Below are 25,906 nucleotides of genomic sequence, written 5' to 3'. Positions count from 1 at the left end.
GATCATACCGCTCAGGCGGGTGCCGTGTTCAGCAGATGGCGCGCGAGCCGCGCGGCGTCCTCGTCGCCATCCTGACTATCCAGCGCCGCGCGCAATACCTGATCACGCTCGGCGATACGCCCCTGTTGATGGAGTACCAGCCCCAGATAGGCCATCGCCATGCCGCCGACTGGATTGGTCTTGAGCGCGCGATCGCGCAGGATGCGCTCCGCGCCCTCGGCATCGCCCAGATTCAAGCGGGCGAGCGCCTGAATCAGATAAGGCCGCTCGTTGTCGGGCCGCAAGACCGCCAGCGCCCCAACCAGCGCCTCGGTCTGGTCGGCCAGACAGCGCCCGCCAGCGATCGAGGCCAACTCGGCCAACAGTCGAACGAGATCTTCATCGATATCCATGCCCGTGCCTCTGCGTCATGCCGCCACTGATGTCGGTGATCTAAATCTTTTGAATCACGCCTTGTGCGGCCTGCTTCAGGTCGCTGAGGATGGCGGAGGTGATGCCGCTGATCTGTTGGTAATTGCTGAATCTCATCTGCATTTCAAGCATTTGCTTCGAGTCGGAAGCGTTGAAACTCGGATCGTTGATTTTGTCCTTTATTGCCTGTTCCTCCTTGCCAAGTGCGCCGATGAGTGCGCCAACGCTGATGCTCATGCGATTTCTCCCATTGATCGATGGATGACAAGAAGCGCCGCCACGATCGGCGGTCGCTGTTCAGGCAAGAGGGTGATGCACGCGCCAGACGCGCTGCATCACGTCGATTCCAGCCTCCAATCCCTGATGGATCGCTTGCAGTCCGCTGAATTCGGCCGGCGATACACCGACGTCCATCCGCCGCTTGACGGCGCGTGCCGCCTCTTCAAGTCTCTGCTCGAGCGCGTCGCGCTCACGCCCTTCAGCATCGTCGCGCAGTCGGCGCTCGATCTCGAACCAGGGCTCGTCTTGATCTTGGTGATTCTCGGTCATCGGTGACTGACTCCTACAGGAAAGATATGCTGCTGTCCATCCGCGCGCGCGATCACGCGATCGAAACGGATCTCCTCGACGACATAGCGTCCGCCGATCCGCTCACCGCGCCTGACCTGTTCGCCGCTCTCCAGGATCGCGTAGGCCGCCTTGCCGGTCCCAATCAGAACGCCGACCACCCGAATTAGCGGCTCGGTACAGGGTCCGCCCGAGACGGTCGCTTCGGACGACGCCGACATCGCCGGAGATGCCTGAGGTGCGTCGAGCATGACGCTCGACACCAGCGGCGGCAACTCGGGATAACGCGCGGCGAGGCGGTCGCGGATCGCAGTCAAGTGTTCCATCTCGCGTGCGTTCAATCGCCCGCTCAGGGTCACGGGCGGTTCCTCGGAGGTGAGCGTCAGCTTCTGATCGAGTCTAGCCGCACGCAATTCTTCCCGCAAATCCTGCAACAGCGGCGCGATCGGCTGCAACTCGGTGACGACACGGCGGATGCCGGGTATATCGTCCTGAAGTGTGCGCGCGAGCCGCTCGGCCGTGAGTCCGGGGCGGAGTATACCCTGGACCCGGACCTCGCCCTGTCCTCGATAATCATAGCTGAGATGCCGAGCGCCGAGTCGTTCCAGCGTTTCGCGCAGCGTCTCATGCAAGACGTCTTCGGGCCAGAGCCGATTGTCCGCGCGCAGACCCTCGGCGAGCAAGGCTTCGGTCAAGGCGTCGCGCTGGGCACGCGTCGCGCTATAGCCGTGCAGCGTCAGGAGTCCAGAGGGACCGACGTCGATCTCAATGTCGTCGATTCCGGCTCGTTGGGCCAAGGCACGCGCGCGCTCGATGTTTTGAGCCGACGTCGCCTCGGTCGATCGATCCGCCTCGGGCGTCGAGCCTGTCTCGAAGAGGACGCCAAGCAGGATCAGGAGCACGATAAGCAGACTGCCGGCAACGATCAGGGCGGTCATCCTGACCAGCCGCGTTCGGGATGGGGTCACGGCAGACGCGGTCGGAAGCTCGATATCCGGTGAGTCAGCGATCGTCTCAGGCGCCACGGGCGTTGCCTGTGGTGTCCCTGCGTCCGGCTCAGTCTGAATTTCCGGCGGCTCGTCCGGCGCGTGGTTCGATCCGGCAGGCGATGGCGTATCGGGAGGCATGAGTCCGGACCAGTCGGTGTCGGACGGTCCCACCGCCAGCACCAAGACGCCCGCGCGCAGCGTCGCGGCGGTCGCGAGTTCGAGCACTCCATCCGGTTCCAGGAGCCGATCGCGCAGGACGAGCGGCTGTTCCAGAGCCTGCACCCGCACCCGTCCGGATTCGGCGCGCAGCGCCAGATGACGCGGCGCGACCGACTCGTCCCACAGCACCAGGTCGCAGGTCTCGTCGCGGCCAAGCACATAGTCGACCCCGTCGGACAAGGGCGCCTCAGCGCCCTGCTGCAAACCCGTGAGCAGACGAAGCACCCAACCGGCCGAGCGATCCTCGCAGGCCATCAAGCGGTCAGGCGATGCACTCATACACGATCAAGGGAAAAACAGTTGCAGGGTTGGGATGGGCGGCGCAGTCGGAGCGGATGATGCTGGTTGGAACAGTTCGCGCGTCCAGCGCTCGAGCTGGTTGACGAACCCTTCGAGCGCGTCCTCAAAATCCTCAAGTGTCTGGCGGCCAGCCGGCAAGCGTCTGAACAGCATCAGGGTCTCGTCCTCGGGATTCAGGGTCAACACCTCCTCCACCGCGGACATCGTCGTCAGTTGGAGACGCAGCATCCGCAACAGCTGCTCCGGCGGGTCTTCCGGCGGCAAGGGGGGGCCGAATGAACTCTCCAGCAGGATCTGCCCGCCGCTCTGAAACAGCCTGATGTCGAGGCGCTCGTCGATCCGCAAATGGTAACCGCCATCGGCATCTGCTGTGAGCGGATCGAGATGGCGACGCGCGGCAAAGTGCGTCATGAGCGCTTCGAGTGTCGAGGCCGGCATCCGTGTTTTCCTAACCGCGAATCATCAGTTCCGGACGCAGATCAGTGGCCGGCTCGCGGGTCGGGTAGCTGGTCAGGTCACCGGATGTCAGACGATTCCGCCACAGCTCAGCGTGATTGACGAACTCTTCCAGCGCCGCCAGGAAGGCATCCACATCCAGGGTGCTCAGCGCGAAGGTGCGCACCAGCAGGATTTGCTTGAGGAAGTCATCCAGCGCGATGACCGCGCCGCCGGTGTCCTTGCCGAACAGATTGGCGGCCAGTAACCGCGTCAGCACGTCGGGATCGTCGGTTTGAGGTCCGAGCGCGCTGTAGATGTGCAGGGCGTCCAATTCGGCCTCGGGTTCGATATCGACATCCACATCGCCGGCGAAGGCCAGGCGGATCATGCCGTCCTGATTGGCGGCGAGTTCGGACAGCCCGAAGCGGCCGGACAGTGACTGGGTCAGTTCATCGAAGGTCATGATCGGGTGCACTCCTCAGTTTTTCGGATTTTTCAGGCGGTAAGCCAATTTTGGCTCTCCATCCCATGTCAGATGATTATCCGACGTGAGGGCTATTTTATAGCTGATATCGAAATAGCTTCGATCTTGATCGAACTTATGCGATCCTTCTGTTTCATCTAGTATCTCGGCAATCGGGCGCCGAATATTGACCTCGAAAGTCACCGCGTTCTCACCGCCAACGACGTTCATATTTATATGAGATGTCCCAGGTGTTAACCCAATCCTCGTGCCTTTCACGACGCAAGGCTCTGGAGGATTACCAATCTCAACAGTGACGTTCTTGAGAATTGAATTAGTAGTGCCCATTATCAATTGCTGATCCAGAAACGCCAGAACTTTTGGCGCATTCTCGCCAAATTTGGCGGCTATCCGTTCTTTATCTGTGGCATAAGCCGCCATGGCCGCGGTCTGATCATTATTGCGAGCCCCGAGTTGACAGATATTGAGTGCTTCGCCATTAATGGAAAAGTGCATATTCCGACTCGTGTCTCTAAATGTTCTTTCAAAATGGTCTAGCGACAAAAGGGCTGGAGCCAGGTGACCCTCCAGTCTTTCCAGTTGGGGTTTTGCTTCCGTCTGGAGACGATCCATATCGATCGTTGCAACCCCAGACGTTTCCCATTGACGCGCCGCATTCCGGCTCGCCAGCTCGTCGCGGGTGGCAACGAAGAGGCTCAGTGCCAATCCCAGCGGCCGTTCGAAGCTTCTATACTCCCGACTGCGCAGCGCGAGCTCCTGGTCCTTCATAGGGCCTTCCGGCAACGCCTTTTTCTCATCGTACCGATCTATCTTCCGGAGCTGCGATTGCAGCCTTTCGCGGGTCTCATCGGCAACCCTGTGCAAGCGATTGAGCCCCTCGTTGGACATGGATTTTACGAGCGCCCCAAGTCGGGCGCCGATGATCGCCTTCTCGGTTTGGCGGGCCATCGCCTCAATCTTGAGTTCGACCGAGGCCAATTGCTGCTTGGCGTCGCCCCCCGCCGGTTGGCGATTCAAGAGCTTCCTTCTCGACTCAACCAGTAACTTCATATCCGGATTGTTCGCCAGAACCGTCAGTGCCAATTTTTTGATATCCCCCACGATTTCACCCATGGGTCCAACCAGTGCGTCCTTGGTGGCATGTCCCGTGCCGAGCTTGGTGACGGCATCTCGCAATTTTCCGCTGAGCGCATGGGTTTGAGCCCGATAACTTTCCTCCGGCGTGAACTTGCGCAAACCGATGAAATTAAAGAGGCGTTTCCAGAATGCCGGCGGCGCGGCAATGCGCTGCTGCTCTTGGGCGCGCGCCGCGCGGGCCGCGCCAGGCGGGGCAGCCTGTACCGAGCGCCCGTTCAAGGTACGCGCCGCCGCGAGATCGCCGGCATAAACCTGATTGACTGCCTGCGGCAGCGTGATGCGCATTTCTCCAATCGGACGTGACATGAGAATCTCCTTCAGGCAAAAATCTTGGACACGACCTGCTCGCGGCTCTGCATCACCTGTTGCAGGGCTTGCAGCGTGGCTTGCATGTTTTCTTCCATCTTGTTCTTGAACTGCATCATCTCGTCGCGTTCGCCGGCGGCCCTGGTCGCTTCGGCCTCGTGATCCTTTACGGCCACCTGGTTTGCGGCAGCGGCATATTGGAAACGGCTCTCGATTCCCTTGCCAACCCCCGATACAACCTCTGAAGCGCCACGAAACGCCGTCATCATGGCGTTGGCTTGCGTATCCGCCTCCGACGCTATCTTGAGCGATTTCACGCCACCAACGAGCTGAAGGGCGCCCGCGGCCATTTGCATGGCGCCGGAAATGATGCCCCCCACCAGGTTGTTCACCGCCGCGTTGTGCATTTCATCGGCCTGGAGATGAATCTCCGCGACCTGACGTTCCATTTCGGCGTGCGCGGCCTGCTTGGACGATTCGCGCATCGTCTGGGTCAGCTTGTAGAACTCCGCCATCACCTCGAAGACATCCAGCATACCGTCCTCGGACAGATGCCTGACGCGGTTAGCCGCGTCCTGCATCGCTCGCCGATCTGGCTCACCGGGGGGCGGCAGTTCGGGCGCCCCCGCCTGACAAGACGACACGGCATCCGTCGCCATCCGCTCGATGCGCGTCGGCGTGGCGTTCAATCCAGAGGCGGCGCGGGCCGCGTCCGCCGCGTCTGTCTCCGCCGCGAAGGCGCTCGTCTCCGGCATGGATGCCGGAATGAAGCTGGCATGATCGTCGATCGTATTCGACATGCTCCAACCCTCCGAATCGTCCCGTCCGTTACACCGCCATTTTAGCGATGATGTTCTGCTTGGCCTGACTGGCGCCCGTCATGATGCTCATGCACATGGACACCGATTCCTCGGCTTCTTCCATCATCTTTTTCAGACGCGCCATCTCCTCGTCCAGCAGCCCTTGCAATTTTAGGAGTTCCGCCTCGATGGCCTTGGCATCGACCTGAGCGCCGGATGCCTCGTCGTTCAGTATGGCGGTGGCGACACCCGAGGCGCCGCCGCCAACCGTGGCCGTGCCGCCCAGGAGATTGGCGACCTTACCGATGATGGCTGCGGCGGTCTTCCAGGCGACATCCGTCGCTGTCTTGATCGCACCCGCCAGCCCCGCGCCGAGGGTACACACGGACAGCGCGACCTGCACGCCCATCATGACCCAGCCGAACGCCGAATGATTGGCCATCCACTCCTTGGCCGCCGGAATCTCGTTGACGATCTGCATCGTCAAGCCGACCACGGCGGCCGCGATCAGCGCCGCGCCCACCAGGGCGCCGATGCCGGTGATCGAGAGTGCGACCGCCGCGATGGTCGCGGCGATCGTCGCGACCCAGCCGAACACCTTGCCCCACACCCCGCTCTTCTTGGCCTCGTCGGCCTTCTTGGCCGATTCCTCGATCTTGGCCAGGCGCGCCTTGTTCTCTGCGGTCTGCTTGGCCATGTTGCCCTTGATCTCGGTGATCGAGGTCTGCTGGCGGGTCTCGGCGATCTTGGCGCCGAGCGCGGTCAGGGCAAGCGTCAGATCCTCGATGCTCATCTTGGGCGGCGGCGGCAGCGGCGGCGCGGCCCCCGCTGCGGCGCTATCCCTGACCGGCGGCGGCACGCTGGCTCGCGCGCCCCCCGCGGACGCGGCGGCCGGCGGCAATTCCGTCGGCTCGGGCACATAACCGGCATGGATCAGGCGTTGGGCAACATCCGGTGGAATCGACATGACTCAGCCCTCCTCGGCCGCGGCGGGCGCGGACTCTTCCAGGATCGCGCGTAACGCCTTGGCCCGCTCGCGCAGCGCCTGATGCTCGGAACCCTCCGTCGACCATTCCAGCGCGGCGGTCAGACCGCTGATGGCCGCGTCGCGGTGACCGAGGGCGATGTGGCACTCAGCGGCGTGGAAGGGCGGCAGCGGATCGTTGGAATCGAGCAGCATGGCCAGGCTATAGGCCTCGATGGCCGGTTCGTATTGCTTGAGCATCTGGCGGCAACCGCCCATGCCGAGCCAGTATTTGCGCTCGAGATGATCGAAGAAGCAGAGAAACTCGAAGAGCTTGCGCGCCTTTTCATAGTCGCCGCCGGAATACAACTGATAGGCGACCTGATAGACCGCCTCCAGTTCGTCGCGGGTGACGCCTTTGAGTTCGCGCAGGGTTTTGCCATTCTTGATGAAATCGGCCGTGATCTGGGCCAGATCGTCTTCGCTGACCTCGGATACCAGCGAATCAGTCAGTTCTTCCGGCGATGCGGACATCAGGCGTCTCCATGGAATCGGGATTGAAGGCTCGGACCAGGGCTCCCGCCACGCACTGGCGGGCGAGCGCGGCTCACCGCATGTTGCCAATGATCGACATCGCCATCTGATTGAGCTTGCTCATGTTGTTGCTGACCATCTGCGACATCTCGTTCTGTTTGTTGAGCGTCGATTGCAGCTTCATCATGTCGATCTGATTGGTGCCGCCGAGGGCATCGGACGCACCCTTGACGGCGGTCTCGATCTTGGCGAACTGATCCTTGCCGATCTTGCCGTCGGTCCCCGCTGAATAGGCAACGCCGAATTTATCCAGCACATCACCTAATTTAATGGGAGGTTTGGCACTCGGATCAATGATATCGTCTTTATTGAGATCCTTATCCTTGTGCGCGGCCAAATAGGCCATGGCCTTGTTGAGTTCCTGAAGATCCTTGTTGTTCTGCTGCACCTTGGCGTAGGCCACGCGAATACGCTCGTCGTTGGCGTCCATGGCCTCGATGCCGATCATCAACAGGATTTCGGAGATGCTCATCCGAGGCGGCAGTGCTTCCGCGCCGGCGAGTGCCCCAACACTACTCATAGCCTGTACATCGGACATGTCATTGACCCTCATTTCGCGGTAAAAAAATAAGTTGAACCCGCTCACACCATGGACCGCATCTTGGGTTTCTTGGCATGACCAGTTTTGGCGCCGAGCGCCTATCAACAACAAAAGGTTCGTGCCAAGCTTATCGCATGTTGCCAATGACTGACATCGCCATCTGATTAAGCTTGCTCATGTTGTTGCTGACCATCTGTGACATTTCGTTCTGTTTATTGAGCGTCGATTGCAGCTTCATCATGTCGATCTGATTGGTGCCGCCGAGGGCATCCGACGCACCTTTGACGGCGGTCTCGATCTTTTTGAAATCATCCTTGCTGATGAAGGGCTTTCCGTTACTCTCGCGAGTCTGATAGGAGATTCCGAACTTTTTGAGCACATCGCCGAGCTTACGTCCATCGCCAATGTCGGCGTTTTCCCACATATCCTGATCCTTGTGCGCGGCCAGGTAGGCCATGACCTTGTTGAGCTCCTGAAGATCCTTGTTGTTCTGCTGCACCTTGGCGTAGGCCAAGCGAATGCGGTCGTCGTTGGCATTCATGGCCTCGATACCGATCATCAGCAGGATCTCGGAGAGACTCATCTGAGGTTTCGGTAATTCCGCGCCGGCCATTGCCCCAAGGCGACTCGTACCCTGTACGTCGGACATGATATTGCTCCTGGTCTAGCAGCAAATTGAAATTGCATCACCTCACACCATCGACCGCATCTTGGGTTTTTTGGCGTAACTGGTTTTGGCATCGAGCGCCTGCTCGGTTTCGATCTGGGCCTCGCGCGCGGTGATTTCTTCCTGGGCCTTGGCGAGCTCCTGACGAATGTGCTCGCGATCCTCCGGCGACACAGCGTCACTCTCGATGAAGCGGCGCACCGCATCGGGCGTGAGGCCGTGCTGTTCGAGCAATGCCCTGTGCTCCGACAACAGGCGGTCCGTCTGACTCAACAGCGCCTCGTTTTGACCAATGAGGTCTTCATTGCGTTGGATCGTCTCGGCAAGATCAGTCATCTTCGGTGTCTCGTTCATGTTGTCAGTCAGATGCTCGGCCATTGTCAGAAGTAGCTGAGCGATCATCGATGGGTCGGGAAATTGGATCGGCTCCATGTCGTCAAGACGGCGCTGAAACGCCTCCAGACGGGTCTTGATCACATCCGAACCGATCCCGTGTTTTTCGGTGCATGCTTTGGGGTCGTCAATCAGTGCTCCAAGATCATTACTTTTCAGTAAACGCTCCCAGCCTTTTCCAAGTTCTTCACTGCGAGGGAGGTCGATCGCGAGCTGTAACAGCTTGCCAACATCGGGCAGTGGTGGTGACCCCGAATCCGCGAGGAAGCGTTTGATCGCATCGAGCGTGATGCCATCCGGGCCGAAATAGCGTTCGGCGCTTTTTTTCACCTCTTCAGGATTGAATCCGGGCTTTGCCCTATCATCTGTATGCATAAGCGATCTCCTGCTGGCGCTTAGGTGTCAGGGCGTCAACGCATGTTGCCGATCACATTCATGTTCATTTGCGTCATCTTGTTGAGATTGTTGCTGACCATTTGGGTCAATTCATTGTATTCGTTGAGCGCATTTGAGAGTCGCAGATGATCCTGTTGCGCCATCGAGTTGGCGCTGTCCGAACTAAATTTCAGGTTATTTTCGACAACCTGCCATTGGCTTTCATCGAGAGATTCTGTCCAGTTCTCGAGGATCTCCTGCAGGTTTTCTTGCAAAAATGCCCAGAGCTTTTCGCCAAAATCAACCACTTCCCCAACCACGCCTTTGAACAGCTTGTAGAGATCGAAGTCCTCGAGCTTGATGTTGGCCGATTTCGCGATAGCCATTAATCCAATGCCAATGCCCATGACAGCCAAAATTGAGAGTTCCGCAGGCAAAAAGGTGCCAAGTGCTAATAAGGCTGCCGCACCAGCACCCACAAAGGCAGCTGAAAAAGCCAAGGCCTTACCAACATCTGTTTTCATAAACTCGCCGATATTCTTATCAATCGCTTTGAGAATATTGGCAATATAGTCAACCACTTTATTGATCGATTTTCCGATTCCATTGAGCGTATCGACCAAATCGGGATAATTCTTCTTGACGAACTCGACCGCCTTTCCCATCAATTTGCCAATGCCGTCGATCACAGCCTTGATGAACTTGACGATGCCGTGATACTCAGTCTTGGGGGTGTCGATGCCAAAGCGCTCCATGAAGGTTTTGAGATCCATCTTCTGAGTCTTGCCGGTCACCGGATCAGTGTAATCAAAAACGATTTTGTCCAGTCGCCCCGTCTTGGTATGGGCTGCGGCATTGACCGCCTTTTGCAGGTTCTTCATGAAGGCCTGTTGATTGGCAATGTGCTGGTACTGGCTGCGAATCTTGCCTTGCTGGAACTGCATGGCCTCAAGGCCAACCAGCACGATCATATCCTCGACCGACAGCCGCAGCTGATTGCTGGCGGCGTCGTTCGCCCGCTCGACCGAAGCGTTGTGGATGGGTGCGATCATGATTCAGAGTCCTCGCGATGCAGCGTTATTGTGAGTGTTGATCGGCCCCGGAAAGGTGTGTGGATGCTTGCGCCGGACTGGCCCTGGGCATTGATGGATGTTAGGCGGTCGGTCGCCGGTTCCGCGCGCGGGCCGCAGCCGCTCCAGGCGCGCGCGCAACGCCGCCGCCTCCTGCGCAAGCCAGGGATGCTGGTCATACTCGACCCACTCCGCCCCCAACAGATGGTCGCACAGTCGCACCATACGCGCGTCGTCCAGTCCACCCTGATCGCGATAGGGACTGGTCGAGATGCGGCACAGAACGCGGCGCAAGCCGAAGCGCGGCTCGACACACAAGGACAGGAAGCCGAACAGCTCGGCGAAGGGATTGGCCAGCGTGACGCGCCGTTCGCCGAGCCGGCGATAGAGGACGATCAGCAGCAGCCCCGGCTCGGGGCGGCGGTAGATGATCTCGGCTTCACGCATCCGCACACGCGGGCCGATGTAAAGCGAGTCGGGACGATTGGACAGACGATGCGCGGTGACGGCATGCCCCATGGCCCGTAAGGCATCCGCCAACGGGTCGACGGATCGTTCCAAAGTACCGGCACCAGAATCGATCACCGTCGCACTCCATCGAAAAACGCGCCCACACTACACCTCGAAATCTTTTGAAACATTGATCTGGCTCACACAATCGAGGCGCTTTCCGCGGTAATTGTCAAGGTAGTTGTCGCCTGCATCGTTGTCACACCGCTTGCTCTAACGGCGTGTGATCCAGGTCACGCTCCGGGTTGAGGGAGACGACCGTGATCGGCGTCCAGTTGCGCGTCGGCCCGCTCCAGCGCTCGGGGTGTTGGTCGCGGGCGGCCTGGTTGAGGGCGTGGCGCTGAGCGAGGATCTGGGGATCCTCGCCGCGATGGCGCTGCGCGGGGGTGACGAAGCGGATGGCACTGTGGCGATGCTCGGTGTTGTAGCCGCCGACAAAGCCATAGACCCAGCGCTGGGCGTCCTCCAGGCCGGCAAAGCCGTCGACGGGATAGTCCGGGACGTACTTGCAGGTGCGAAACAGCGCCTCGGAGTAGGCGTTGTCGTTGGAGACGCGTGAGCGGCTGTAGGAGGGCGTGATGTTGAGTTCATGGAGCTTCTCTAGAAGTGTAGCCCCTTTGAAGGCGCTGCCGTTATCGGCGTGCAGCACCAGGGGCTGATCGATGAGACGCTCGGCGAGCACCGCCCGTTCGATGACCAGGCGCGCGTGCTGGGCCGACTCACTGTGAAAGACCTCCCAGCCGACGATCTTGCGGCTGTAGATGTCGACGATCATCACCAGGTAGAAGAACAGTCCCCTGACCGGTCCGGGCAACCAGGTACAGTCCCAGGACCAGACCTGATTGGGGTTGGTGGCCTGATAGGTCGTGGGCCGCGGCGCACGGCGCGGGGTCTTGGCCCGCCCGCGATGGACCAGTTCCCCGTGGCGGCGCAGCACACGGTAAAAGCTGGAGACTGAGCCCAGATAGCACTGCTCCTCATCGAGCAGACGCACGACGATCTGCTCCGGCGGCAGATGGGCGAATTCGGGGCGATGGCAGGCGTCCAGAATCGCCTGCTCCTCGGCGGGGCTGAGCGCCTTGGCCGGCTTGGGACGGATGGCCGTCGGGCGTTGGTCTTCGCGCACGCCACCGGCGCGCGTCCAGCGCTGAAACGTGCGCACGCTCAGGCCCAAGACCTCACAGGCCGGCGCCAAGCGCGCTCCCGCCTGTTGGGCCTGCTCGATCAGCTCCACAGCGCGACGGCGATCTGAGGCACTGATCATCACGCCTCTACCCCCCAGATCGCCTGCGCTTTTTTTGACAGCACCAACAGCGCCGCCGTCTCCGCCAGGGCCGACTCCTTGCGCTGTAACTCCCGCTCCAGCTGCCGAATGCGCTGACGCTGCACCTTCAGCTCCTCGCCCTCGCGCCGACGCTCCTGGTGACTCAGGTTCCCTGCCTGCTCACAGTCCTGACGCCAGCGCGCCAACTGCTCCGGATACAACCCCCGACGCCGGCAGTACTCGGCCACTTCCGCGCTGTTCATCCCCGCCGTCTCCACCACCGCCCCAAAGCGGTCCTTCGACGACCAGGACTTCGACCCCGTGGCATCGGCATCCGGCAGGCAGCGCCCCGCCGCCCGCGCCTCTTTGCGCCACTTATAGACCGTCGGCAACGAGATCCCTTCCTGCTCGGCCACCTCACGCGGACTCAGGTTCTGCGGCGGCAGCAACTTCGCCACGATCGCCGCTCGGCGTTCTTCGGAATACCCACTCATCACTCAGTTCCTCGCGCCCTCAGATGTATTAAGAAAGATAGCCGAAGCAGACGTCAACTATCTTGACACTGAGGGTCCGGCGCCGCTCACAACAGGATGCGATCGAGCGGCTGCACCGTGATTTCTTGCGTCAGTTCCTGATACGACAGCACCGGTACCTCATACAGCTCCATCTCGATGAGTTTGCGCACATAGCGCCGGATATCCATCGACACCACGATCACCGGCCGCGCCCGCCCCGGACGCAGCTCGCCGATTGATTGCTTGCAGTGCGCGACGAACTTCTGCGCCACCGCCGGATCGAGCGCCATATAACTTCCCGCTGAGGTCTGACGGATCGAACCGCGAATGGTCTCCTCGACATCGGGTGCCAGCAGATAGGCCGGCAGGATGTTCTGCCCGCTGCTGTACTTGTAGCTGATATAGCGCTTGAGTGTGCCGCGAATGTATTCGCACAGGAGCACCGAATCCTTCTCCTTCTGTCCCCATTCGACCAGCGCCTCCAGGATGGTGCGCAGATTGCGGATCGAGATCTCCTCCGACACCAGACGCTGAAAGATCTCGGTGATCTTCTGGATCGGCAGCACCCGCTGCACCTCCTTCACCAGCTCGCCGAAACTGCCCTCCATCTGACTGAGCAGATAGCGCGTCTCCTGAATGCCGATGAAGTCTGGCGCGTATTTCTTGAGCACGAAGGACAGATGAAAAGTCAGCACGCGCGGCAGATCCAGCGTAGCGATACCGGCCTTATCAAGCAGAGCGCGATGCCGCTCCTCGATCCAGAGCGTCTCGACGCCGGGCAGAAACCGGTCGCCGCCCTCGCTCTGCACCCCAAGCATCTCCAGATGGCGCGCCTCCTCGCGACAGAACACCCAGCCGGGACGCAGACGCCCCTGCGCCATCGGCGTCTCCTGGATCAGAATCTGATAGGCACCGTTGGTCAGATTGGCGTTGTAGCGCAGATGAATACCGGGGAAGGGCACCCCGAGATCCAGATAGAGCGCGCGGCGGACCTGGATCAGCGCCTCGTTCAATTCATCCGCACGCAACACCGGCTCCAGGGCCGCATCGACATCGATCAGCAGCGGCACGGTCAGCGAAAACTCGTCCTCGACCGCGCCGGTACGCCCCTTGGACGGCGCCTTGGCCTTGGAAGGCTGACCGGCCGGCGCCGTGGCCGGGATCACGCCTCCACCCGCCGTGGCCGCCGCCTCGGCCTGCCCGACCCGGATCAGCGTCCAGCTCAACCCGAGCAGGGTCAGACCGAGCGGGATAAACACCTGATAGGGAAAGCCCGGAATGGCCGCGAACAGAAACAGCAGGCTGCCGGCGATCAGCAGCGCCTTGGGCTGGGCCAGCACCTGAGCGCCGATGTCCGAACCGAGATTGCTCGACTCATCGGTCGAAACGCGGGTGACGATGATGCCGGACGTGATCGAGATCAGCAGCCCTGGGATCTGCGACACCAGACCGTCGCCGATCGAGAGGATCGAATAGACCTCGACCGCCTGCCCTGCCGTCATGCCCTTCTGCAGCACGCCGATGGCGATGCCGCCGATCAGATTGACGGCGGTGATAATGAGTGAGGCGATGGCGTCGCCCTTGACGAACTTCATGGCTCCATCCATCGAGCCGTAGAGCTGGCTCTCCTTCTCGACCAGCCCGCGTCGCCGACGCGCCTCGTCCATGTCGATCAGACCGGCGCGCATGTCGCCGTCGATACTCATCTGTTTGCCCGGCATGGCGTCGAGCGAGAACCGCGCGCTGACCTCGGCCACGCGCTCCGAGCCCTTGGTGATGACGACGAACTGCACGATGGTGATGATCAGAAATAGGACCATGCCGACGGCGAAGTTGCCGCCGACCACGAACTCGCCGAAGGCCTGGATAATCTCACCGGCATCGGCATCGAGCAGGATCAGGCGCGTGGAACTGATGTTGAGCGCCAGCCGAAACAGCGTGGTGATGAGCAGGATCGCCGGAAACACCGAGAAGGCCAGCGGCGAGGGGATATAGACCGCGACCATCAGCAGGATCATGCCGGCGGTCATGTTGACCGCGATCAGGACATCGAGCACCAGGGTCGGCAGCGGCACGATGATCATGAACAGGATCATGACCACCGAGACCGCGAGCAGGATGTCGCTACGGCGCGTGACCAGTCCCAGGATGGCTTGGGCTTGGGTGAACATTCAGGCGGTGTCCGGTCGCTGTTGCAGATAGCGGTTGAGGCTGTCCTGTGCCTCGCCCGCGCGGCCGAGCGCGCGCAGGGCCTGAGCGCGCAGGAGCAGGATGGGCGCGTTGTCGGCGCTGGGCGCCTCCAGCCGCAACAGGGCGTCGGCGGCGTTCAGCGCCTCTTCCGGCTCGCCGGCGCGCAGAGCGGCATAGCCGAGTGCGCGCCAGACGCCCGGCTCGGCGGGTGCGAGCCGCGCCAAGGCGCGTAGCAGGATCAACGCCTCACCGGCGCGGTCCTGCTCCAGATAGACGTCGGCCAACACCCGCAGCACATCGGTATGCTCCTGACTCCACATGGCGGTCTAAGCCCTCATCAGCAGCGCGCGATAGCCGGCCAGCAGATCGCGCAGTTCCAGTTCGCGCGCCAGCAGCTCACCGGCAGCGGCGAGGACGGGATCCTGGTCGCGTTCGGCCAGTTCGTTCAACACATGGGTACTGTCGCGCACCAGCGACTCGAAGCGCGCCGGGGTCAGCAGGGCCGGATCGCTCAGATGCGGCTGGGCGAATCGGCGCAGGGTCTGATCGAGGGTGGTCGGTTGGAAGAGTTCGCCGACCCAATGCCGGATCGGGCCGCCGGTGAGTCGGGTCTCGCGTTGGGCCGGCAGCCGGGTGGCCGGGCCGTCGAGCCGACCGATGGTTTCGAGTCCCAGGTCGGGTGCAAAGCCGCCGATCTTGTGATCCATGGATATCGCCCTCGTTTCGGGTTTCAGACGGCGCTCGCGGTTTGATCGTGCAGGCGCGTCAGGAGGTCGAGCGCCTGCTCCAGGGCCGGCAGTGTGACCTCGGCGAGCGGCAGACGCACCAGAAAGACCAGATGCGAAGACTCGCGCAGTCCAGCCTGAACAACGAACGGCCAGCTGTGCCGATAGTGACAGAGTCGCAGCGCCTGGGTGAGCCGCGCCCGCACCGACTCACGGGCGTCGAAGTCGCGGCTGAGATACATCAGCAGTCCTTCGGGATGTTCCTCCAGATAGAGCGTGCCGCGCCGATCAAAGGCGAAGACCGCCACCCCCCGACACCTGGACCAACTGAAATCGGTCAGGCCCAGGCCATGCGCGAAGGCGTCGATCACGGATCCGATCATCTCAATAGCCCTCCTCGTCCTCGCGCTCAATGGCGCTGTCCATGGCCTGCTGGATGGCGTCGAGCAGGCGCGGACGCTGCTCACAGTCGGCATAGGCCTTGAGCGGAATCGAGCGCGCCAGTTCCCTGAACTCGCGCAGGAACCCGATCTCCTGGGCGATCTCGCGCACGCCGAGCTTGCCCGGCAGCGGCGTGATCGACTCGGGCCTCAGCCAGGTCTGGACCTGGAGCGCGAGCAGCTCGCCGAGCAGGTCGCTCGGCTTGAACGCGCAGCCCGGTGTGCGATAGCGTTCGACTAGGGTGGCGCAGTCCTCCAGCAGACCGGTCAGCAGTTCCAGCCGGTAGAGATCGTTGAGCAGCACGCTGAGCTTGGCGGGGTCGATCGAGGGACCGTCGGCCCCGAGGTCGGCGGCCAGGGCCTTGAGCAGATACTTGATGGCCTGTAACAGCTCGGAGTCGCCATGGCGATCTTTCAGGGTGTTGAAGGTCTCGCTCAGGCCGGAGGCGTCGAGCACGGCATCGCGATAGGTTGCGCGCAGGGTCTGCAAATCGCCGAGCTGGGTGCGGCTGAACGCGTCGGCAACGTCCGCGATATTGAGCGCCGCGCGGATCGCCGGCCCCTGTTCGGCTTCGAGTTCGCGCAGGGCGCGCTCGGCCATGGCGATTTGGCTCGCGGGCGCGCCCTCCTCGCGCAGACGCTCGGCGAACGCCAGCAGCGCGGCATACTGATGGGACGGCTCGCGGAATTGCTCGCGCACCTGATGGCGCAGATCGAACGACTCGGCATGACGCAGACGCATCAGGATCTGCATGACGCGCTCGAGATTGTTCTTGCGCAGGTCGGGGAGCTTGTCCATCACCTGCTTGACGCGCAGCATGGCGAGGCCCTTTTTCTGCTTGGCGGCATCGCTGATGGTGCGGCGCGCAAGCGTCTTCTCCTCGCTCTCGCCATGCTGGAAGGTCATCTCCTCGGCGGCATCCTGGAGCAGTGAGCGCTCGTCGCCGAGCACCACGCGCTCGCCGCGATACTGGCCCTCGCTGTGCCCGCCGGTCGTCAGCGGCGCGTCGCGATCCGAACGGAGACCCGCGAGGTTGGTGAGATCGGCTTGAATCGAACCTGAACCGGACATGGCGGACGTGCTCGACGGTGCTGAATCGGTTGGATGGCGATTGAGTATACTACCGACGCGACACACCGGAACCGGCCAGGGGGCCACAGCGATTGAGCGACACGCGCACGGGGCCGAGCCTCGACGACATCACCGACCAGGAAAACGGCCCGATGCGACTAACTCCCGAACATATCGCTCACATCCATCAGGCGGTAAACACGCACTTCGACGGCCATACGGCGATCTGGCTGTTCGGCTCGGCGCTCGATGATCAGGCGCGTGGCGGTGATGTCGATCTCTACATCGAGCCGAGCGCTCCCCTGCCGACGAATGTGCTGCTGGCGCGTCAAGCCCTGGAGCGCGAACTGGAGCGTCGATTGCGCCGCCCCGTCGACGTGGTGATCGGCCGCGAACCGCTCACGGCCTTCATGCGTCAGGCACGAACCGAAGGAAAACCTTTATGACACTGCGTCATCAAGTACTGGCTGAAGCTCTGAGGGCACTGGATCAGGCGGCGACACGCCTGGATACAAGCTGGCGTGGCCTTGCCGACCTGTTTCCACTCGCCGTCGAGCAACTGGCAAACTTGGCCCCACTGGAACTCGAGCGCCTGGATGCCCTGGCCGTGCGCTACGCCCGCTGCCAGGATCTGCTGGCGCCGGCCATGCGTGCACTGGCGCGTGCGCAATTGGAACCCAAGGCGGATTCCGGCTTTCTCGCCTTGCATGCACTCATGGAAAAGCAGGGAATCGTCACCTCGACTGCCGATTGGGAACGGCAACGCGGTCTGCGCAATGCCGTCGGACATGAATACCCCGACCCAAGCACGATTGTCGATCTGCTCAATGGAATCCATGCCGAGACAGCAGCCGTTCTGATGATCGTTGAGCGCCTGCGGGTCGCCGCATCACAATGCTGCAACCGGCCAGGGGACGGCAACGATTGAACGACACACGCACGGCGCCGGGCCTCGACTACATCACCGACCTGCTCGCCCGCTCCATCGAGGAGGCGCGGCTGCTGGAGGTGCGCGGGCGCGTGACCCAGATCACGGGCACCATCATCAAGGCCATGGTACCGGGGGCGCGCATCGGCGAACTCTGTCATCTGCGCAATCCGGGCGAGGACTTCGAGCTTGTGGCCGAGGTGGTGGGTTTCGGCGGCAAGGAGGCGCTGCTCACGCCCATGGGCGAGATCTATGGCGTTTCATCAAATACCGAAGTCATCCCGACCGGGCGCATGCAGATGGTGCCTGTGGGGCCTGGGCTACTGGGTCGGGTGCTCGACGGTCTGGGTCGCCCGCTGGATCAGGACAGGCTCGGCCCGCTGGAGGTCGAGACCTATTATCCGGTCTATCAGGACGCGCCCGATCCGCTCAAGCGACGTATCATCGACAAACCCCTGGCGCTGGGTCTGCGCGTGCTCGATGGACTCCTGACCTGTGGCGAAGGCCAGCGCTTGGGCATCTTCGCGGCGGCCGGCGGCGGCAAGAGTACCCTGCTGTCGATGCTGGTGCGCGGGGCGGATGTGGATGTGACCGTACTGGCGTTGATCGGCGAGCGTGGGCGCGAGGTACGCGAGTTCATCGAGCACGACCTGGGGCCGGAGGGTTCGGCCAAGTCGGTGATCGTGGTCGCGACCTCGGATCGGCCCTCGATGGAGCGCGCCAAGGCGGCCTATGTAGCCACGGCGATCGCCGAGTATTTTCGCGATCAGGGGCGGCGGGTGCTGCTGCTGATGGATTCGGTGACGCGCTTTGCACGCGCCCAGCGCGAGATCGGACTAGCCGCCGGCGAGCCGCCGACCCGGCGCGGCTTTCCGCCCTCGGTGTTCGCCACCCTGCCCCGCCTGATGGAGCGTGTCGGTCAGTCTGACAAGGGTTTCATCACCGCGCTCTATACGGTGCTGGTCGAGGGCGACGACATGACCGAGCCGGTCGCCGACGAGACGCGCTCGATCCTCGATGGGCATATCATCCTGTCGCGCAAGCTGGCGGCGGCCAATCATTATCCGGCCATCGACGTGCTGGCCAGTGTCAGCCGCGTGATGGGTGCCATCGTCGCGCCCGAGCATCGCGCGGCGGCGAGCCGGGTGCGCGAGCTGATGGCGAAATATGAGGAGGTCGAGTTGCTGGTCAAGATCGGCGAGTACAAAAAGGGCAGCGATCCGCTGGCCGACGAGGCGCTGGCTCGCATCGACGCCATTCGTGCCTTTCTGCGTCAACGCGGCGATGAGCGACCGAGCTTCGAAGAGACGGTCGAGACCCTGCGGCGGCTGGTCGGCTGACGGCTCCGCTGACTCCAAGACGCCGACATGAGCGACACCTATGGCGAACTCCTGCGCATCAAGCACTATCGCGAGCAGTTGGCCACGCAGGCGTTGCGACGCGAGCAGCAACGCTTCGACCAGCAGGCGCGAGTTGTGCAGCAGGCGCGCGATGAGGCGCAGCGTTTTCATGACCACCGCCTGAGCGAAGAGCAGCGGTGTTTCGAGGCGATTCGCAACCAGTTGGTGCTGGTCGAGAGTATCGAGGACATGAACCGCTATACCGCCCAATTGCGCGAACGCGAGGCGCTCTTGAATCAGCGTGTGCTCAATGAGGAAAAGCAGTTGCAGAGTGCACGTCAGGCGCTGGAAGCGGCGCGTGAGCGTCAGGCGGCCAGCGTGCGCGAATGCGAGAAGTTCGAACAATTCGTCGCCGTACAGCGGGCCATCGAGGAGCGTGAACAGATGATGCGCGAGGAACAGGAACTCGAAGAGATCGCCGGCGCGGCGCATCAGATGCGGCGGGAGTGGTCCTGATGGCCATTTCGACACGCAATACGACGGCGGGCGGATTGCCGTCCGACCGGTCGAGCCTGACGGAAGCCCGAGCAGGTTCGGATTCGAAGCCCGATCGGTCGACTCAAGGAACTGACACCGATTTCGATCAAGCCGCTGAACGCTTCAGCGCTCTAATGCACGCCAAAACGGAATCCCAGTCAGCGGGTCACGTATCGGAGCAGCCGCCCGTCGAGCGCCATTCGTTGGAGCAGAAATCATCGGCGAGCGAACCGGCTAAACATGACACAGCGGTCCAGATCGACGAGGCGGTCGCGCTGACCTCGAAGATGATGAGCCATCGAGCCGCTCAAACCGCCTTGGATGACGAGTCCGCGCCCATTGCGAATGGCACTGCAAACAGGCGGCATTCCGAGGCGACCATTCCGGGTGAAGGTCGCTGCGCGTTTGGCTTTGTCGATGACGAATCGGGCCAAGTCGCTGACGGTCGTTCCACTGAGGCGACGAAGAATGAACGATCACCAGATAGGCCCACGCCGTCCGGCTCCACGATCAGCAACCATCGAGACGAGCCGCAACGCTCCTCTACGAACGCCCAAGTCGCGCAAGACACCACAGCCAAGGTCGTCGAGCCCCAGGGTGCTTCACAGTCTCTTTCCATCGGCGCCTCCAAGCCCAAAGAGATCGAATCATCCCCCTTAACCAACGCCCTGCCCACGGGCGACCACATCTTGCAAGGACTCGGCCGGCAGAGCGATACGGTCGAAAACACCTCGACATCCGAGACGAGCGCGATTCAAACCAGCGACCGGATCGAGCAGATCGAACGCCTCGGCGAGCGTCTGGCACAGCGCATCCTGGTGTCCGACCGCCGTCAGGTGGGTGAATCGGAAGTGCGGATCCAATTGCGCGAATCCGTCCTGCAGGGCGGTGAGATCCGGCTGCGCCAGGAGCATGGCCAACTCGTGGTCAGCATCCAGATCCCCAGTACCGATCTTGCACGCCAGTTGTCCGGCCAGACCGACGCATTGCAACAGACGCTCGCCAACCGGCTGGAGACCCAGGTTCGGGTCGAGGTGCAGGTCGTCGACGTGCGCAACGCCGGTAATGATTCCAACCCCGGCGATGGACGCTCGCGCAACCGGCGCGATCCTTGGGAAGCACATGAGGATCCAGGTGCGTGACGGATCAAACGCCGATACGACCGCTGGTGCTCGAACGTCTGACGCGCACTCAGGTGCGGCTGACGCAGTGCCTGGCACAGTGGACGCCGCAACTGACGCTAGATCTGCCCGATGGACCATTGACCTTGAGTCTCGCGCTGGAGCAGCAGGCCGCCTGGCCCAAAGCGGCGGATCAGTGGATCCTATTCCTATTGCATGGCGAAGCGGGAGCCTTGTGGCTGGCGCCGGCCCCGGATGTCTGGCGCCACTGGCTTGGGCACTGGATCGGCGATCTGGAACTTGACCAACTTCCGCCCGCGCTGGGAGCGGCGGCCCGTCAAGCCGCGCTGGCGCCGTTGCTCGACGCACTGGAAGCATTGCTGTCGACTCGGCTCGAAGCGACCACGACACCGGCTGAGGCTGAAACGTCGCCATCTGCAGAAAGCGTCTTAGCACTGTGGCGAGCGGATGTCGAGTCCGCCAAACCTATCGCGCGTCTGGGTCTGGACGCGGCCGCGAGCATACGCCTGACCGCACGGCTGGAGCAGGAACCACAGTCGGCCACCGACTCCACGCCGATTGCCGATCGCTGGCCGGATTTGCCCATCACCCTGACCCCATGGCTCGGCGCCACTCGCCTGCGAACGCACGAATGGCGCGCGCTCGAAACCGGCGACCTGTTGCTGTTGCCGCGCCGGGTCGACCCAGCGGCTATCCCACTGCACCTGAAACACAGTCGCCGCACGCTCGCCACCGCCCATCTGGCCGATCAGCGCCTCATCATCGACTCTCTGGTACCCGCGACCATGTCCGAACCCTCCATGAACGACCCGGATAGCGATTCCACTCCCGCCGTCATCGACCCCGATGAGCTCGAAATCAGCGTCGATTTCGAACTGAGCCGCCTGCAACTGCCGCTGCGCGAACTGCGCGCCGTCCAGCCCGGCTACTGCTTCGAGCTGACCGAACTTGATCGCCCGCGCATCCGGCTAGTGGTCGGCGGGCGTCTGATCGGACACGGCGAACTGGTGATGATCGAGGATCATCTCGGGGTTCGCGTCACCGAACTCTTCGGCGCACCGCCCGCAACATGAGTGCCGCGCTCGATCCGACCCTGCTGATCCTGACCCTGGTCGTCCTGGGTCTGGTGCCCTTCATCGCCGTGATCGCGACATCCTTCGTCAAGATCGTGGTGGTGATGCTGCTGTTGCGCAATGCGCTCGGCATCCAGCAGATCCCGCCGACCATGACCCTGCAAGGGCTGGCGATCATCCTGACGCTCTATATCATGGCTCCGGTCGGGATTTCGGCCTTCGACACCCTGACGCAGCATGATCTCGCCAATCTGCCCACCGACCAACTGACGTCGGTCTTGAGCGAGGCCGCCGAGCCGTTTCGCGACTTTCTCAGCCGCCATGTCGCGCCGCGTCATCAGGCCTTCTTCCTAGAGACGGCGCATCGACTGTGGCCCCCCGAGGTGACGGAGAATCTGGACGCGCGCAACCTCATGGTCCTGATCCCTGCCTTCACGGTCAGCGAGCTCAGCACGGCCTTCGAGGTCGGCTTTTTGATCTATCTGCCCTTTGTCGCCATCGACCTGATCATCTCCAACATCCTGCTGGCCATGGGCATGATGATGGTCTCGCCCATGACCATCTCGCTGCCGTTCAAGCTGCTGCTGTTCGTAATGGTCGACGGCTGGACGCGGCTGATTCAGGGGTTGGTGCTGAGTTACGCCTGACGCCTGAAACCAGACGCCGAGCGCCGGAGCCGGGAGAGATCCGAACATGTTGGATACGCAGGTCGTCGAGTTCGCCGCCAGGGCCTTGCTGCTGGTGTTCTACCTGTCGCTGCCGCCGATCCTGGCGGCGGCCATCGTCGGCACCCTGGTCAGTCTGTTCCAGGCCCTGACCCAGATCCAGGAGCAGACGCTGTCGTTCGCGATCAAGCTGTTCGTGGTCATCGTCGTCATCTTCCTGACCGCGCGCTGGCTCGGCGGCGAGCTGTTCAACTACACCCTGACCATCCTCGACAGCATTGCGACCCTGAAGGCGCACTGATGGCCGGCTTCGACGACTGGCGTCATCTCCTGATCGCGCTGGTGTTCAGCCTGCCGCGCATCCTGACCGCCTTCGCCCTGCTGCCGATGTTTACGCGCCAGGTGCTGCCGGGCATGACGCGCAACGGGGTGGCGGTCAGTCTGTCCCTGCTGATTCTGCCGCTGACGCTGGTTGAGGCGCCGAGCACGCCGCCTGGCTGGCTGGAGGGGCTGGCGCTGGTCGGCAAGGAGGTCTTCATCGGACTGATGATCGGCTTCGGCGTCGCGATTCCGTTCTGGATCGCCGACTCGGCCGGCTTCTTCATCGACAACCAGCGCGGCACCACCATGGCCAGCTCAATCGATCCCATGACCGGCTCCCAGACCTCGCCGCTCGGCGTGCTGTTCAAGCAGGTGCTGGCGGTGCTGTTCTTCGTCGGTGGCGGGATACTGGTGTTCCTTGGCGCGCTCTATGAGAGCTATCGGCTGTGGCCAGTGTTCTCCTTCTATCCGCGTCTGGAGCCGACAGCCATTCCCTGGCTGCTGAGTCTGCTTGATCATTTCATGGCGCTGACGGTGCTGCTGGCCGCGCCGGTCATCATCGCCATGTTCCTGTCAGAGTTCGCGCTCGGACTCATCAGCCGCTTCACGCCGCAGATGAATGTGTTCTCGCTGGCAATGCCGATCAAGAGCGCCGTTGGGATGCTGATCTTGGTGATCTATATGACCCTGCTGTTCGGTTTCCTGCAAGACGAGCTGCTGGGATTGGGCGCGCACTTCAGGCTGCTGGACGCCCTGTTTCGATGAGCCAACGGTCATGAGCGGCGAAAAGACCGAACAACCTACAGCCAAGAAACTGCGCGACGCACGCAAGAAGGGCCAGGTCTCGTCGAGCAAGGACGTGGTCTCGGCGGCGCTGGTGGTGCTGATGTTCGCGTTGCTGTGGGGCGCATCCGGATTCTATTCGGACAAGCTCCAGGAATTGATCCTGCTGCCGACGGTCTTCATCGGCTCGGACATGCCCTTCTATCAGGCGCTCGAACAGACCTTCGACGGTCTGATCGTGCTGTTTCTGCAGATGATCGCTCCGCCGCTGGTGCTGGCGGTGGTGGTCGGGATCGCGGCTCATCTGGGACAGTTCGGGTTTCTGCTCGCCTTTGAGTCGCTCAAACCGGATCTCAACAAGCTCAATCCGGGCAAGGGGATCAAAAAGATCTTCTCGATCAAGAATCTGGTCGAGCTGCTCAAGTCGATCCTCAAGATCGCGCTGCTGTCGATCCTCTTCTATCAGGTCATCAGCGACAATCTGGCCAATCTGCTCAAGCTGCCCCAATGCGGGGTGGGGTGCGTGACGCCGCTACTGGGCGCCCTGATGCTGGATCTGATGATCTATGCGAGCTTCGGCTTCATCCTGATCGCCGCGGCGGACTTCGCCTTTCAGCGTTTTCAGTTCACCAAGGAGATGCGCATGTCCAAGCAGGAGGTCAAGCAGGAATACAAGGAGATGGAGGGCGATCCGCGCATCAAGGGCAAGCGCCGGCAGTTGCATCAGGAGCTGATGATGCAGAACACCGCCAGCGCCGTGAAGCGCTCGACCGTGGTCGTCACCAATCCTACACACATCGCCGTCGCGCTCGAATACATTGAGGGCGAGACGCCCTTGCCCATCGTGCGTGCCAAGGGCGAGAATCTGATGGCGCAGCGGATCATCGAGATCGCCCGCGCCGAGGGCATCCCGGTGATGGAGAACGTTCCGCTCGCGCGCGCCCTGCATGAGCAATCACAGGTCGATCAATACATCCCGAGTGATCTGATTGAGGCTGTGGCCGAGGTGTTGCGCTGGGTGGCGCGCCTGGAGGCACCGCGCTGAATCCACCACTTCTTGGCTGATCGCCGAGGGCATCTACTGCATCAAGACCAGACTCTATCGCCGCAGTCTGGCCGCCGCCTATCTGGCGGCGCTCGGGCCACTTCAGCGCTTCGAAGAGCTGTGCGGACGTGAAGTCAGGCCACGCGAAAAGTGGATTAACGTGAGTTCTGGATAAGGGCGGCGGCTCAAGGCGGCGAAACCGGCTAAGGTTTCTGGAGACTATCCTAAGGTTCCAGAGATCCACCATGATCGATTTTGAAGCGGTGTACTGCGATTTGGAGATTCTGCCAGCTGTTTCTGCCGACGTAGTACCGCCAACGCTTGACCAGCGGGTTGCGGTATTGGTGGCCTGCCAGGCGTTTGACGTTCACCGAGATCCTCACACACCGCTACGGCGAACCGCGCGCGTGCCTGCTGACTGAACTCAGCGCCCGGATCCCATGTCCTCGCCAATCGACACGCTCACGGCGGACGTGGCTTGTTCCAAGACGTGTTACCACACAGCAGCGCAAAAAAGAGCGTTTTTTAAAAAAACTAATTATTATCAGAAAGTTATAGATTTGTTCCCACTGTCCCCAGATCCTGAGACCACCCCCTGCAACTCTAAAGTATCGCTTGTGTGTGTGGCCTGGACTCAGAATAGCCGACCGAACCGCCAAGCAAGCGAATGCGAGGGAAGACCACGCCAGATTGTTCAGAACACAGAGCTGGATAGGCGGCCTGATGCCAGGGGACAGAAAGAATGGGTTGAGGCGACTTGGGCGCTAGGCCAGTGAATGGTGGGGGCCAAAGTCATGCTTCGACGAAGCATGACTTTGGTGACTTATTGGTGACTCAAAAATAACTTAAGTAAATTATTTGCACTTAAGTTATTGATTTTATGGAGCTGGCGGACGGATTCGAACCCCCGACCTGCTGATTACAAATCAGCTGCTCTACCAACTGAGCTACGCCAGCGGATTGCCTTTGAGCGCGTTACTATAACGCGAAATGGTGGTTCACCTCAATGCTCGACGCGCACGGTCAGCAGTTCTAAATTTAAGACCATGATGCTATGAAGGACGTTTTGAGAGTCGACCGGAGACCCCGATGGTCCTGAAG

Annotated in this window: 30 protein-coding genes, 1 tRNA gene and 1 pseudogene; 10 read left to right on the top strand and 22 right to left on the bottom strand. The window is 61.6% G+C overall.

The window, feature by feature from the left end:
- Positions 1-11: 11 nt before the first annotated feature.
- From GJ668_RS15590 to sctW, 21 genes and pseudogenes are all read right to left on the bottom strand, one after another.
- On the bottom strand, positions 12-392 hold the full coding sequence (locus GJ668_RS15590; RefSeq protein ID WP_155451058.1) for an HrpB1 family type III secretion system apparatus protein: 381 nt from the start codon (positions 390-392) through the stop codon (positions 12-14).
- Positions 393-432: 40 nt separating this feature from the next.
- Positions 433-648: an EscF/YscF/HrpA family type III secretion system needle major subunit gene (locus tag GJ668_RS15585; protein WP_155451057.1), complete on the bottom strand. Its 216-nt coding sequence runs from the start codon at positions 646-648 to the stop codon at positions 433-435.
- Between the two features lie 60 nt (positions 649-708).
- Positions 709-960, bottom strand: coding sequence for an EscE/YscE/SsaE family type III secretion system needle protein co-chaperone (locus GJ668_RS15580; protein WP_155451056.1), 252 nt, complete (start codon positions 958-960; stop codon positions 709-711).
- Positions 957-2,465, bottom strand: a complete 1,509-nt coding sequence (gene sctD, locus GJ668_RS15575) for a type III secretion system inner membrane ring subunit SctD (RefSeq protein WP_155451055.1) — start codon at positions 2,463-2,465, stop codon at positions 957-959. The genes GJ668_RS15580 and sctD overlap by 4 nt, the downstream gene beginning before the upstream one ends.
- A gap of 6 nt (positions 2,466-2,471) precedes the next feature.
- Positions 2,472-2,924, bottom strand: coding sequence for a CesT family type III secretion system chaperone (locus tag GJ668_RS15570; protein ID WP_155451054.1), 453 nt, complete (start codon positions 2,922-2,924; stop codon positions 2,472-2,474).
- A 10-nt stretch (positions 2,925-2,934) separates the two neighbouring features.
- The gene (locus tag GJ668_RS15565; RefSeq protein WP_155451053.1) at positions 2,935-3,387 is read right to left on the bottom strand and encodes a type III secretion system chaperone; all 453 of its coding nucleotides are present in this window, start codon (positions 3,385-3,387) and stop codon (positions 2,935-2,937) included.
- A 15-nt stretch (positions 3,388-3,402) separates the two neighbouring features.
- Positions 3,403-4,851 carry a hypothetical protein gene (locus GJ668_RS15560; RefSeq protein WP_155451052.1) on the bottom strand — a complete coding sequence of 483 codons (1,449 nt, stop codon included), beginning with the start codon at positions 4,849-4,851 and terminating at the stop codon, positions 3,403-3,405.
- A gap of 11 nt (positions 4,852-4,862) precedes the next feature.
- The gene (gene sctB / locus GJ668_RS15555) at positions 4,863-5,651 is read right to left on the bottom strand and encodes a type III secretion system translocon subunit SctB (protein ID WP_155451051.1); all 789 of its coding nucleotides are present in this window, start codon (positions 5,649-5,651) and stop codon (positions 4,863-4,865) included.
- Positions 5,652-5,679: 28 nt separating this feature from the next.
- Positions 5,680-6,618, bottom strand: coding sequence for a type III secretion system translocon subunit SseC family protein (gene sctE, locus GJ668_RS15550; protein WP_155451050.1), 939 nt, complete (start codon positions 6,616-6,618; stop codon positions 5,680-5,682).
- Positions 6,619-6,621: 3 nt separating this feature from the next.
- Positions 6,622-7,149, bottom strand: a complete 528-nt coding sequence (locus GJ668_RS15545; protein WP_155451049.1) for a SycD/LcrH family type III secretion system chaperone — start codon at positions 7,147-7,149, stop codon at positions 6,622-6,624.
- Between the two features lie 73 nt (positions 7,150-7,222).
- Complete coding sequence (locus GJ668_RS15540; RefSeq protein WP_155451048.1) at positions 7,223-7,795, bottom strand: hypothetical protein; 573 nt, start codon at positions 7,793-7,795, stop codon at positions 7,223-7,225.
- Positions 7,796-7,877: 82 nt separating this feature from the next.
- Positions 7,878-8,399, bottom strand: coding sequence for a hypothetical protein (locus GJ668_RS15535; RefSeq protein ID WP_155451047.1), 522 nt, complete (start codon positions 8,397-8,399; stop codon positions 7,878-7,880).
- A gap of 42 nt (positions 8,400-8,441) precedes the next feature.
- Positions 8,442-9,185 (bottom strand): hypothetical protein, encoded by a 744-nt coding sequence (locus GJ668_RS15530; RefSeq protein ID WP_155451046.1) that lies wholly within the window; start codon positions 9,183-9,185, stop codon positions 8,442-8,444.
- A 35-nt stretch (positions 9,186-9,220) separates the two neighbouring features.
- Positions 9,221-10,237: a hypothetical protein gene (locus tag GJ668_RS15525; RefSeq protein WP_155451045.1), complete on the bottom strand. Its 1,017-nt coding sequence runs from the start codon at positions 10,235-10,237 to the stop codon at positions 9,221-9,223.
- A 3-nt stretch (positions 10,238-10,240) separates the two neighbouring features.
- Positions 10,241-10,840, bottom strand: coding sequence for a hypothetical protein (locus tag GJ668_RS15520; RefSeq protein WP_155451044.1), 600 nt, complete (start codon positions 10,838-10,840; stop codon positions 10,241-10,243).
- 124 nt (positions 10,841-10,964) lie between these two features.
- Positions 10,965-12,523: pseudogene (locus GJ668_RS15515) on the bottom strand (IS3 family transposase).
- Between the two features lie 86 nt (positions 12,524-12,609).
- Entirely contained in the window at positions 12,610-14,715 is a 2,106-nt protein-coding gene (gene sctV / locus GJ668_RS15510) for a type III secretion system export apparatus subunit SctV (RefSeq protein WP_155451043.1), read from the bottom strand.
- Positions 14,716-15,054: a type III secretion apparatus assembly chaperone SctY gene (sctY, locus tag GJ668_RS15505; protein WP_155451042.1), complete on the bottom strand. Its 339-nt coding sequence runs from the start codon at positions 15,052-15,054 to the stop codon at positions 14,716-14,718.
- Positions 15,055-15,060: 6 nt separating this feature from the next.
- Complete coding sequence (sctX, locus tag GJ668_RS15500) at positions 15,061-15,441, bottom strand: type III secretion apparatus assembly protein SctX (RefSeq protein WP_155451041.1); 381 nt, start codon at positions 15,439-15,441, stop codon at positions 15,061-15,063.
- Between the two features lie 23 nt (positions 15,442-15,464).
- Complete coding sequence (sycN, locus tag GJ668_RS15495) at positions 15,465-15,842, bottom strand: type III secretion chaperone SycN (RefSeq protein ID WP_155451040.1); 378 nt, start codon at positions 15,840-15,842, stop codon at positions 15,465-15,467.
- Between the two features lies 1 nt (position 15,843).
- Positions 15,844-16,971, bottom strand: coding sequence for a type III secretion system gatekeeper subunit SctW (gene sctW / locus GJ668_RS15490; RefSeq protein WP_155451039.1), 1,128 nt, complete (start codon positions 16,969-16,971; stop codon positions 15,844-15,846).
- A 92-nt stretch (positions 16,972-17,063) separates the two neighbouring features.
- On the opposite strand from sctW, the gene GJ668_RS15485 reads away from it, so the two are divergent.
- From GJ668_RS15485 to sctU, 10 genes are all read left to right on the top strand, one after another.
- Positions 17,064-17,417 (top strand): nucleotidyltransferase domain-containing protein, encoded by a 354-nt coding sequence (locus tag GJ668_RS15485; RefSeq protein WP_186343138.1) that lies wholly within the window; start codon positions 17,064-17,066, stop codon positions 17,415-17,417.
- Positions 17,414-17,899, top strand: coding sequence for a hypothetical protein (locus GJ668_RS15480; protein WP_155451038.1), 486 nt, complete (start codon positions 17,414-17,416; stop codon positions 17,897-17,899). The genes GJ668_RS15485 and GJ668_RS15480 overlap by 4 nt, the downstream gene beginning before the upstream one ends.
- On the top strand, positions 17,896-19,239 hold the full coding sequence (gene sctN, locus GJ668_RS15475; RefSeq protein WP_281350245.1) for a type III secretion system ATPase SctN: 1,344 nt from the start codon (positions 17,896-17,898) through the stop codon (positions 19,237-19,239). Before GJ668_RS15480 ends, sctN begins: the two co-directional genes overlap by 4 nt.
- Positions 19,240-19,266: 27 nt before the next feature.
- The gene (gene sctO, locus GJ668_RS15470; protein WP_155451036.1) at positions 19,267-19,755 is read left to right on the top strand and encodes a type III secretion system stalk subunit SctO; all 489 of its coding nucleotides are present in this window, start codon (positions 19,267-19,269) and stop codon (positions 19,753-19,755) included.
- Between the two features lie 710 nt (positions 19,756-20,465).
- Positions 20,466-20,918, top strand: a complete 453-nt coding sequence (locus GJ668_RS15465) for a type III secretion HpaP family protein (protein ID WP_155451035.1) — start codon at positions 20,466-20,468, stop codon at positions 20,916-20,918.
- Complete coding sequence (gene sctQ / locus GJ668_RS15460; protein WP_155451034.1) at positions 20,915-21,991, top strand: type III secretion system cytoplasmic ring protein SctQ; 1,077 nt, start codon at positions 20,915-20,917, stop codon at positions 21,989-21,991. Before GJ668_RS15465 ends, sctQ begins: the two co-directional genes overlap by 4 nt.
- Positions 21,988-22,638, top strand: coding sequence for a type III secretion system export apparatus subunit SctR (gene sctR, locus GJ668_RS15455; protein WP_155451033.1), 651 nt, complete (start codon positions 21,988-21,990; stop codon positions 22,636-22,638). The genes sctQ and sctR overlap by 4 nt, the downstream gene beginning before the upstream one ends.
- A 46-nt stretch (positions 22,639-22,684) precedes the next feature.
- On the top strand, positions 22,685-22,957 hold the full coding sequence (gene sctS / locus GJ668_RS15450) for a type III secretion system export apparatus subunit SctS (protein WP_155451032.1): 273 nt from the start codon (positions 22,685-22,687) through the stop codon (positions 22,955-22,957).
- Complete coding sequence (gene sctT / locus GJ668_RS15445) at positions 22,957-23,742, top strand: type III secretion system export apparatus subunit SctT (protein ID WP_155451031.1); 786 nt, start codon at positions 22,957-22,959, stop codon at positions 23,740-23,742. Before sctS ends, sctT begins: the two co-directional genes overlap by 1 nt.
- Before the next feature lie 10 nt (positions 23,743-23,752).
- Positions 23,753-24,805: a type III secretion system export apparatus subunit SctU gene (gene sctU, locus GJ668_RS15440; protein WP_155451030.1), complete on the top strand. Its 1,053-nt coding sequence runs from the start codon at positions 23,753-23,755 to the stop codon at positions 24,803-24,805.
- 881 nt (positions 24,806-25,686) lie between these two features.
- Here the strand turns inward: sctU and GJ668_RS15435 are convergent.
- Positions 25,687-25,762: transfer RNA gene (locus GJ668_RS15435), tRNA-Thr, on the bottom strand.
- Between the last annotated feature and the right edge of the window lie 144 nt (positions 25,763-25,906).

It is taken from the genome of Allochromatium palmeri (assembly GCF_009720725.1).
Classification (GTDB): Bacteria; Pseudomonadota; Gammaproteobacteria; order Chromatiales; family Chromatiaceae; genus Thermochromatium; species Thermochromatium palmeri.
The sequence above is the reverse complement of the archived record's forward strand: the minus strand, read 5'-3'. Positions and strand labels throughout refer to the sequence as shown.

Excerpts from the sequence above, each read along its gene's own strand:
- sctS (WP_155451032.1), top strand. The coding sequence starts at position 22,685 with ATGTTGGATACGCAGGTCGTCGAGTTCGCCGCCAGGGCCTTGCTGCTG.
- sctY (WP_155451042.1), bottom strand. The coding sequence starts at position 15,054 with ATGTGGAGTCAGGAGCATACCGATGTGCTGCGGGTGTTGGCCGACGTC.
- sctR (WP_155451033.1), top strand. The coding sequence starts at position 21,988 with ATGAGTGCCGCGCTCGATCCGACCCTGCTGATCCTGACCCTGGTCGTC.
- sctW (WP_155451039.1), bottom strand. The coding sequence starts at position 16,971 with ATGTCCGGTTCAGGTTCGATTCAAGCCGATCTCACCAACCTCGCGGGT.
- GJ668_RS15560 (WP_155451052.1), bottom strand. The coding sequence starts at position 4,851 with ATGTCACGTCCGATTGGAGAAATGCGCATCACGCTGCCGCAGGCAGTC.
- GJ668_RS15590 (WP_155451058.1), bottom strand. The coding sequence starts at position 392 with ATGGATATCGATGAAGATCTCGTTCGACTGTTGGCCGAGTTGGCCTCG.
- sctT (WP_155451031.1), top strand. The coding sequence starts at position 22,957 with ATGGCCGGCTTCGACGACTGGCGTCATCTCCTGATCGCGCTGGTGTTC.
- GJ668_RS15535 (WP_155451047.1), bottom strand. The coding sequence starts at position 8,399 with ATGTCCGACGTACAGGGTACGAGTCGCCTTGGGGCAATGGCCGGCGCG.
- GJ668_RS15545 (WP_155451049.1), bottom strand. The coding sequence starts at position 7,149 with ATGTCCGCATCGCCGGAAGAACTGACTGATTCGCTGGTATCCGAGGTC.
- GJ668_RS15570 (WP_155451054.1), bottom strand. The coding sequence starts at position 2,924 with ATGCCGGCCTCGACACTCGAAGCGCTCATGACGCACTTTGCCGCGCGT.
- sctX (WP_155451041.1), bottom strand. The coding sequence starts at position 15,441 with ATGGATCACAAGATCGGCGGCTTTGCACCCGACCTGGGACTCGAAACC.
- sctD (WP_155451055.1), bottom strand. The coding sequence starts at position 2,465 with ATGAGTGCATCGCCTGACCGCTTGATGGCCTGCGAGGATCGCTCGGCC.
- sctO (WP_155451036.1), top strand. The coding sequence starts at position 19,267 with ATGAGCGACACCTATGGCGAACTCCTGCGCATCAAGCACTATCGCGAG.
- GJ668_RS15530 (WP_155451046.1), bottom strand. The coding sequence starts at position 9,185 with ATGCATACAGATGATAGGGCAAAGCCCGGATTCAATCCTGAAGAGGTG.
- sctE (WP_155451050.1), bottom strand. The coding sequence starts at position 6,618 with ATGTCGATTCCACCGGATGTTGCCCAACGCCTGATCCATGCCGGTTAT.
- sctV (WP_155451043.1), bottom strand. The coding sequence starts at position 14,715 with ATGTTCACCCAAGCCCAAGCCATCCTGGGACTGGTCACGCGCCGTAGC.
- GJ668_RS15565 (WP_155451053.1), bottom strand. The coding sequence starts at position 3,387 with ATGACCTTCGATGAACTGACCCAGTCACTGTCCGGCCGCTTCGGGCTG.
- sctU (WP_155451030.1), top strand. The coding sequence starts at position 23,753 with ATGAGCGGCGAAAAGACCGAACAACCTACAGCCAAGAAACTGCGCGAC.
- GJ668_RS15480 (WP_155451038.1), top strand. The coding sequence starts at position 17,414 with ATGACACTGCGTCATCAAGTACTGGCTGAAGCTCTGAGGGCACTGGAT.
- sctB (WP_155451051.1), bottom strand. The coding sequence starts at position 5,651 with ATGTCGAATACGATCGACGATCATGCCAGCTTCATTCCGGCATCCATG.
- GJ668_RS15580 (WP_155451056.1), bottom strand. The coding sequence starts at position 960 with ATGACCGAGAATCACCAAGATCAAGACGAGCCCTGGTTCGAGATCGAG.
- GJ668_RS15585 (WP_155451057.1), bottom strand. The coding sequence starts at position 648 with ATGAGCATCAGCGTTGGCGCACTCATCGGCGCACTTGGCAAGGAGGAA.
- GJ668_RS15525 (WP_155451045.1), bottom strand. The coding sequence starts at position 10,237 with ATGATCGCACCCATCCACAACGCTTCGGTCGAGCGGGCGAACGACGCC.
- sycN (WP_155451040.1), bottom strand. The coding sequence starts at position 15,842 with ATGATCGGATCCGTGATCGACGCCTTCGCGCATGGCCTGGGCCTGACC.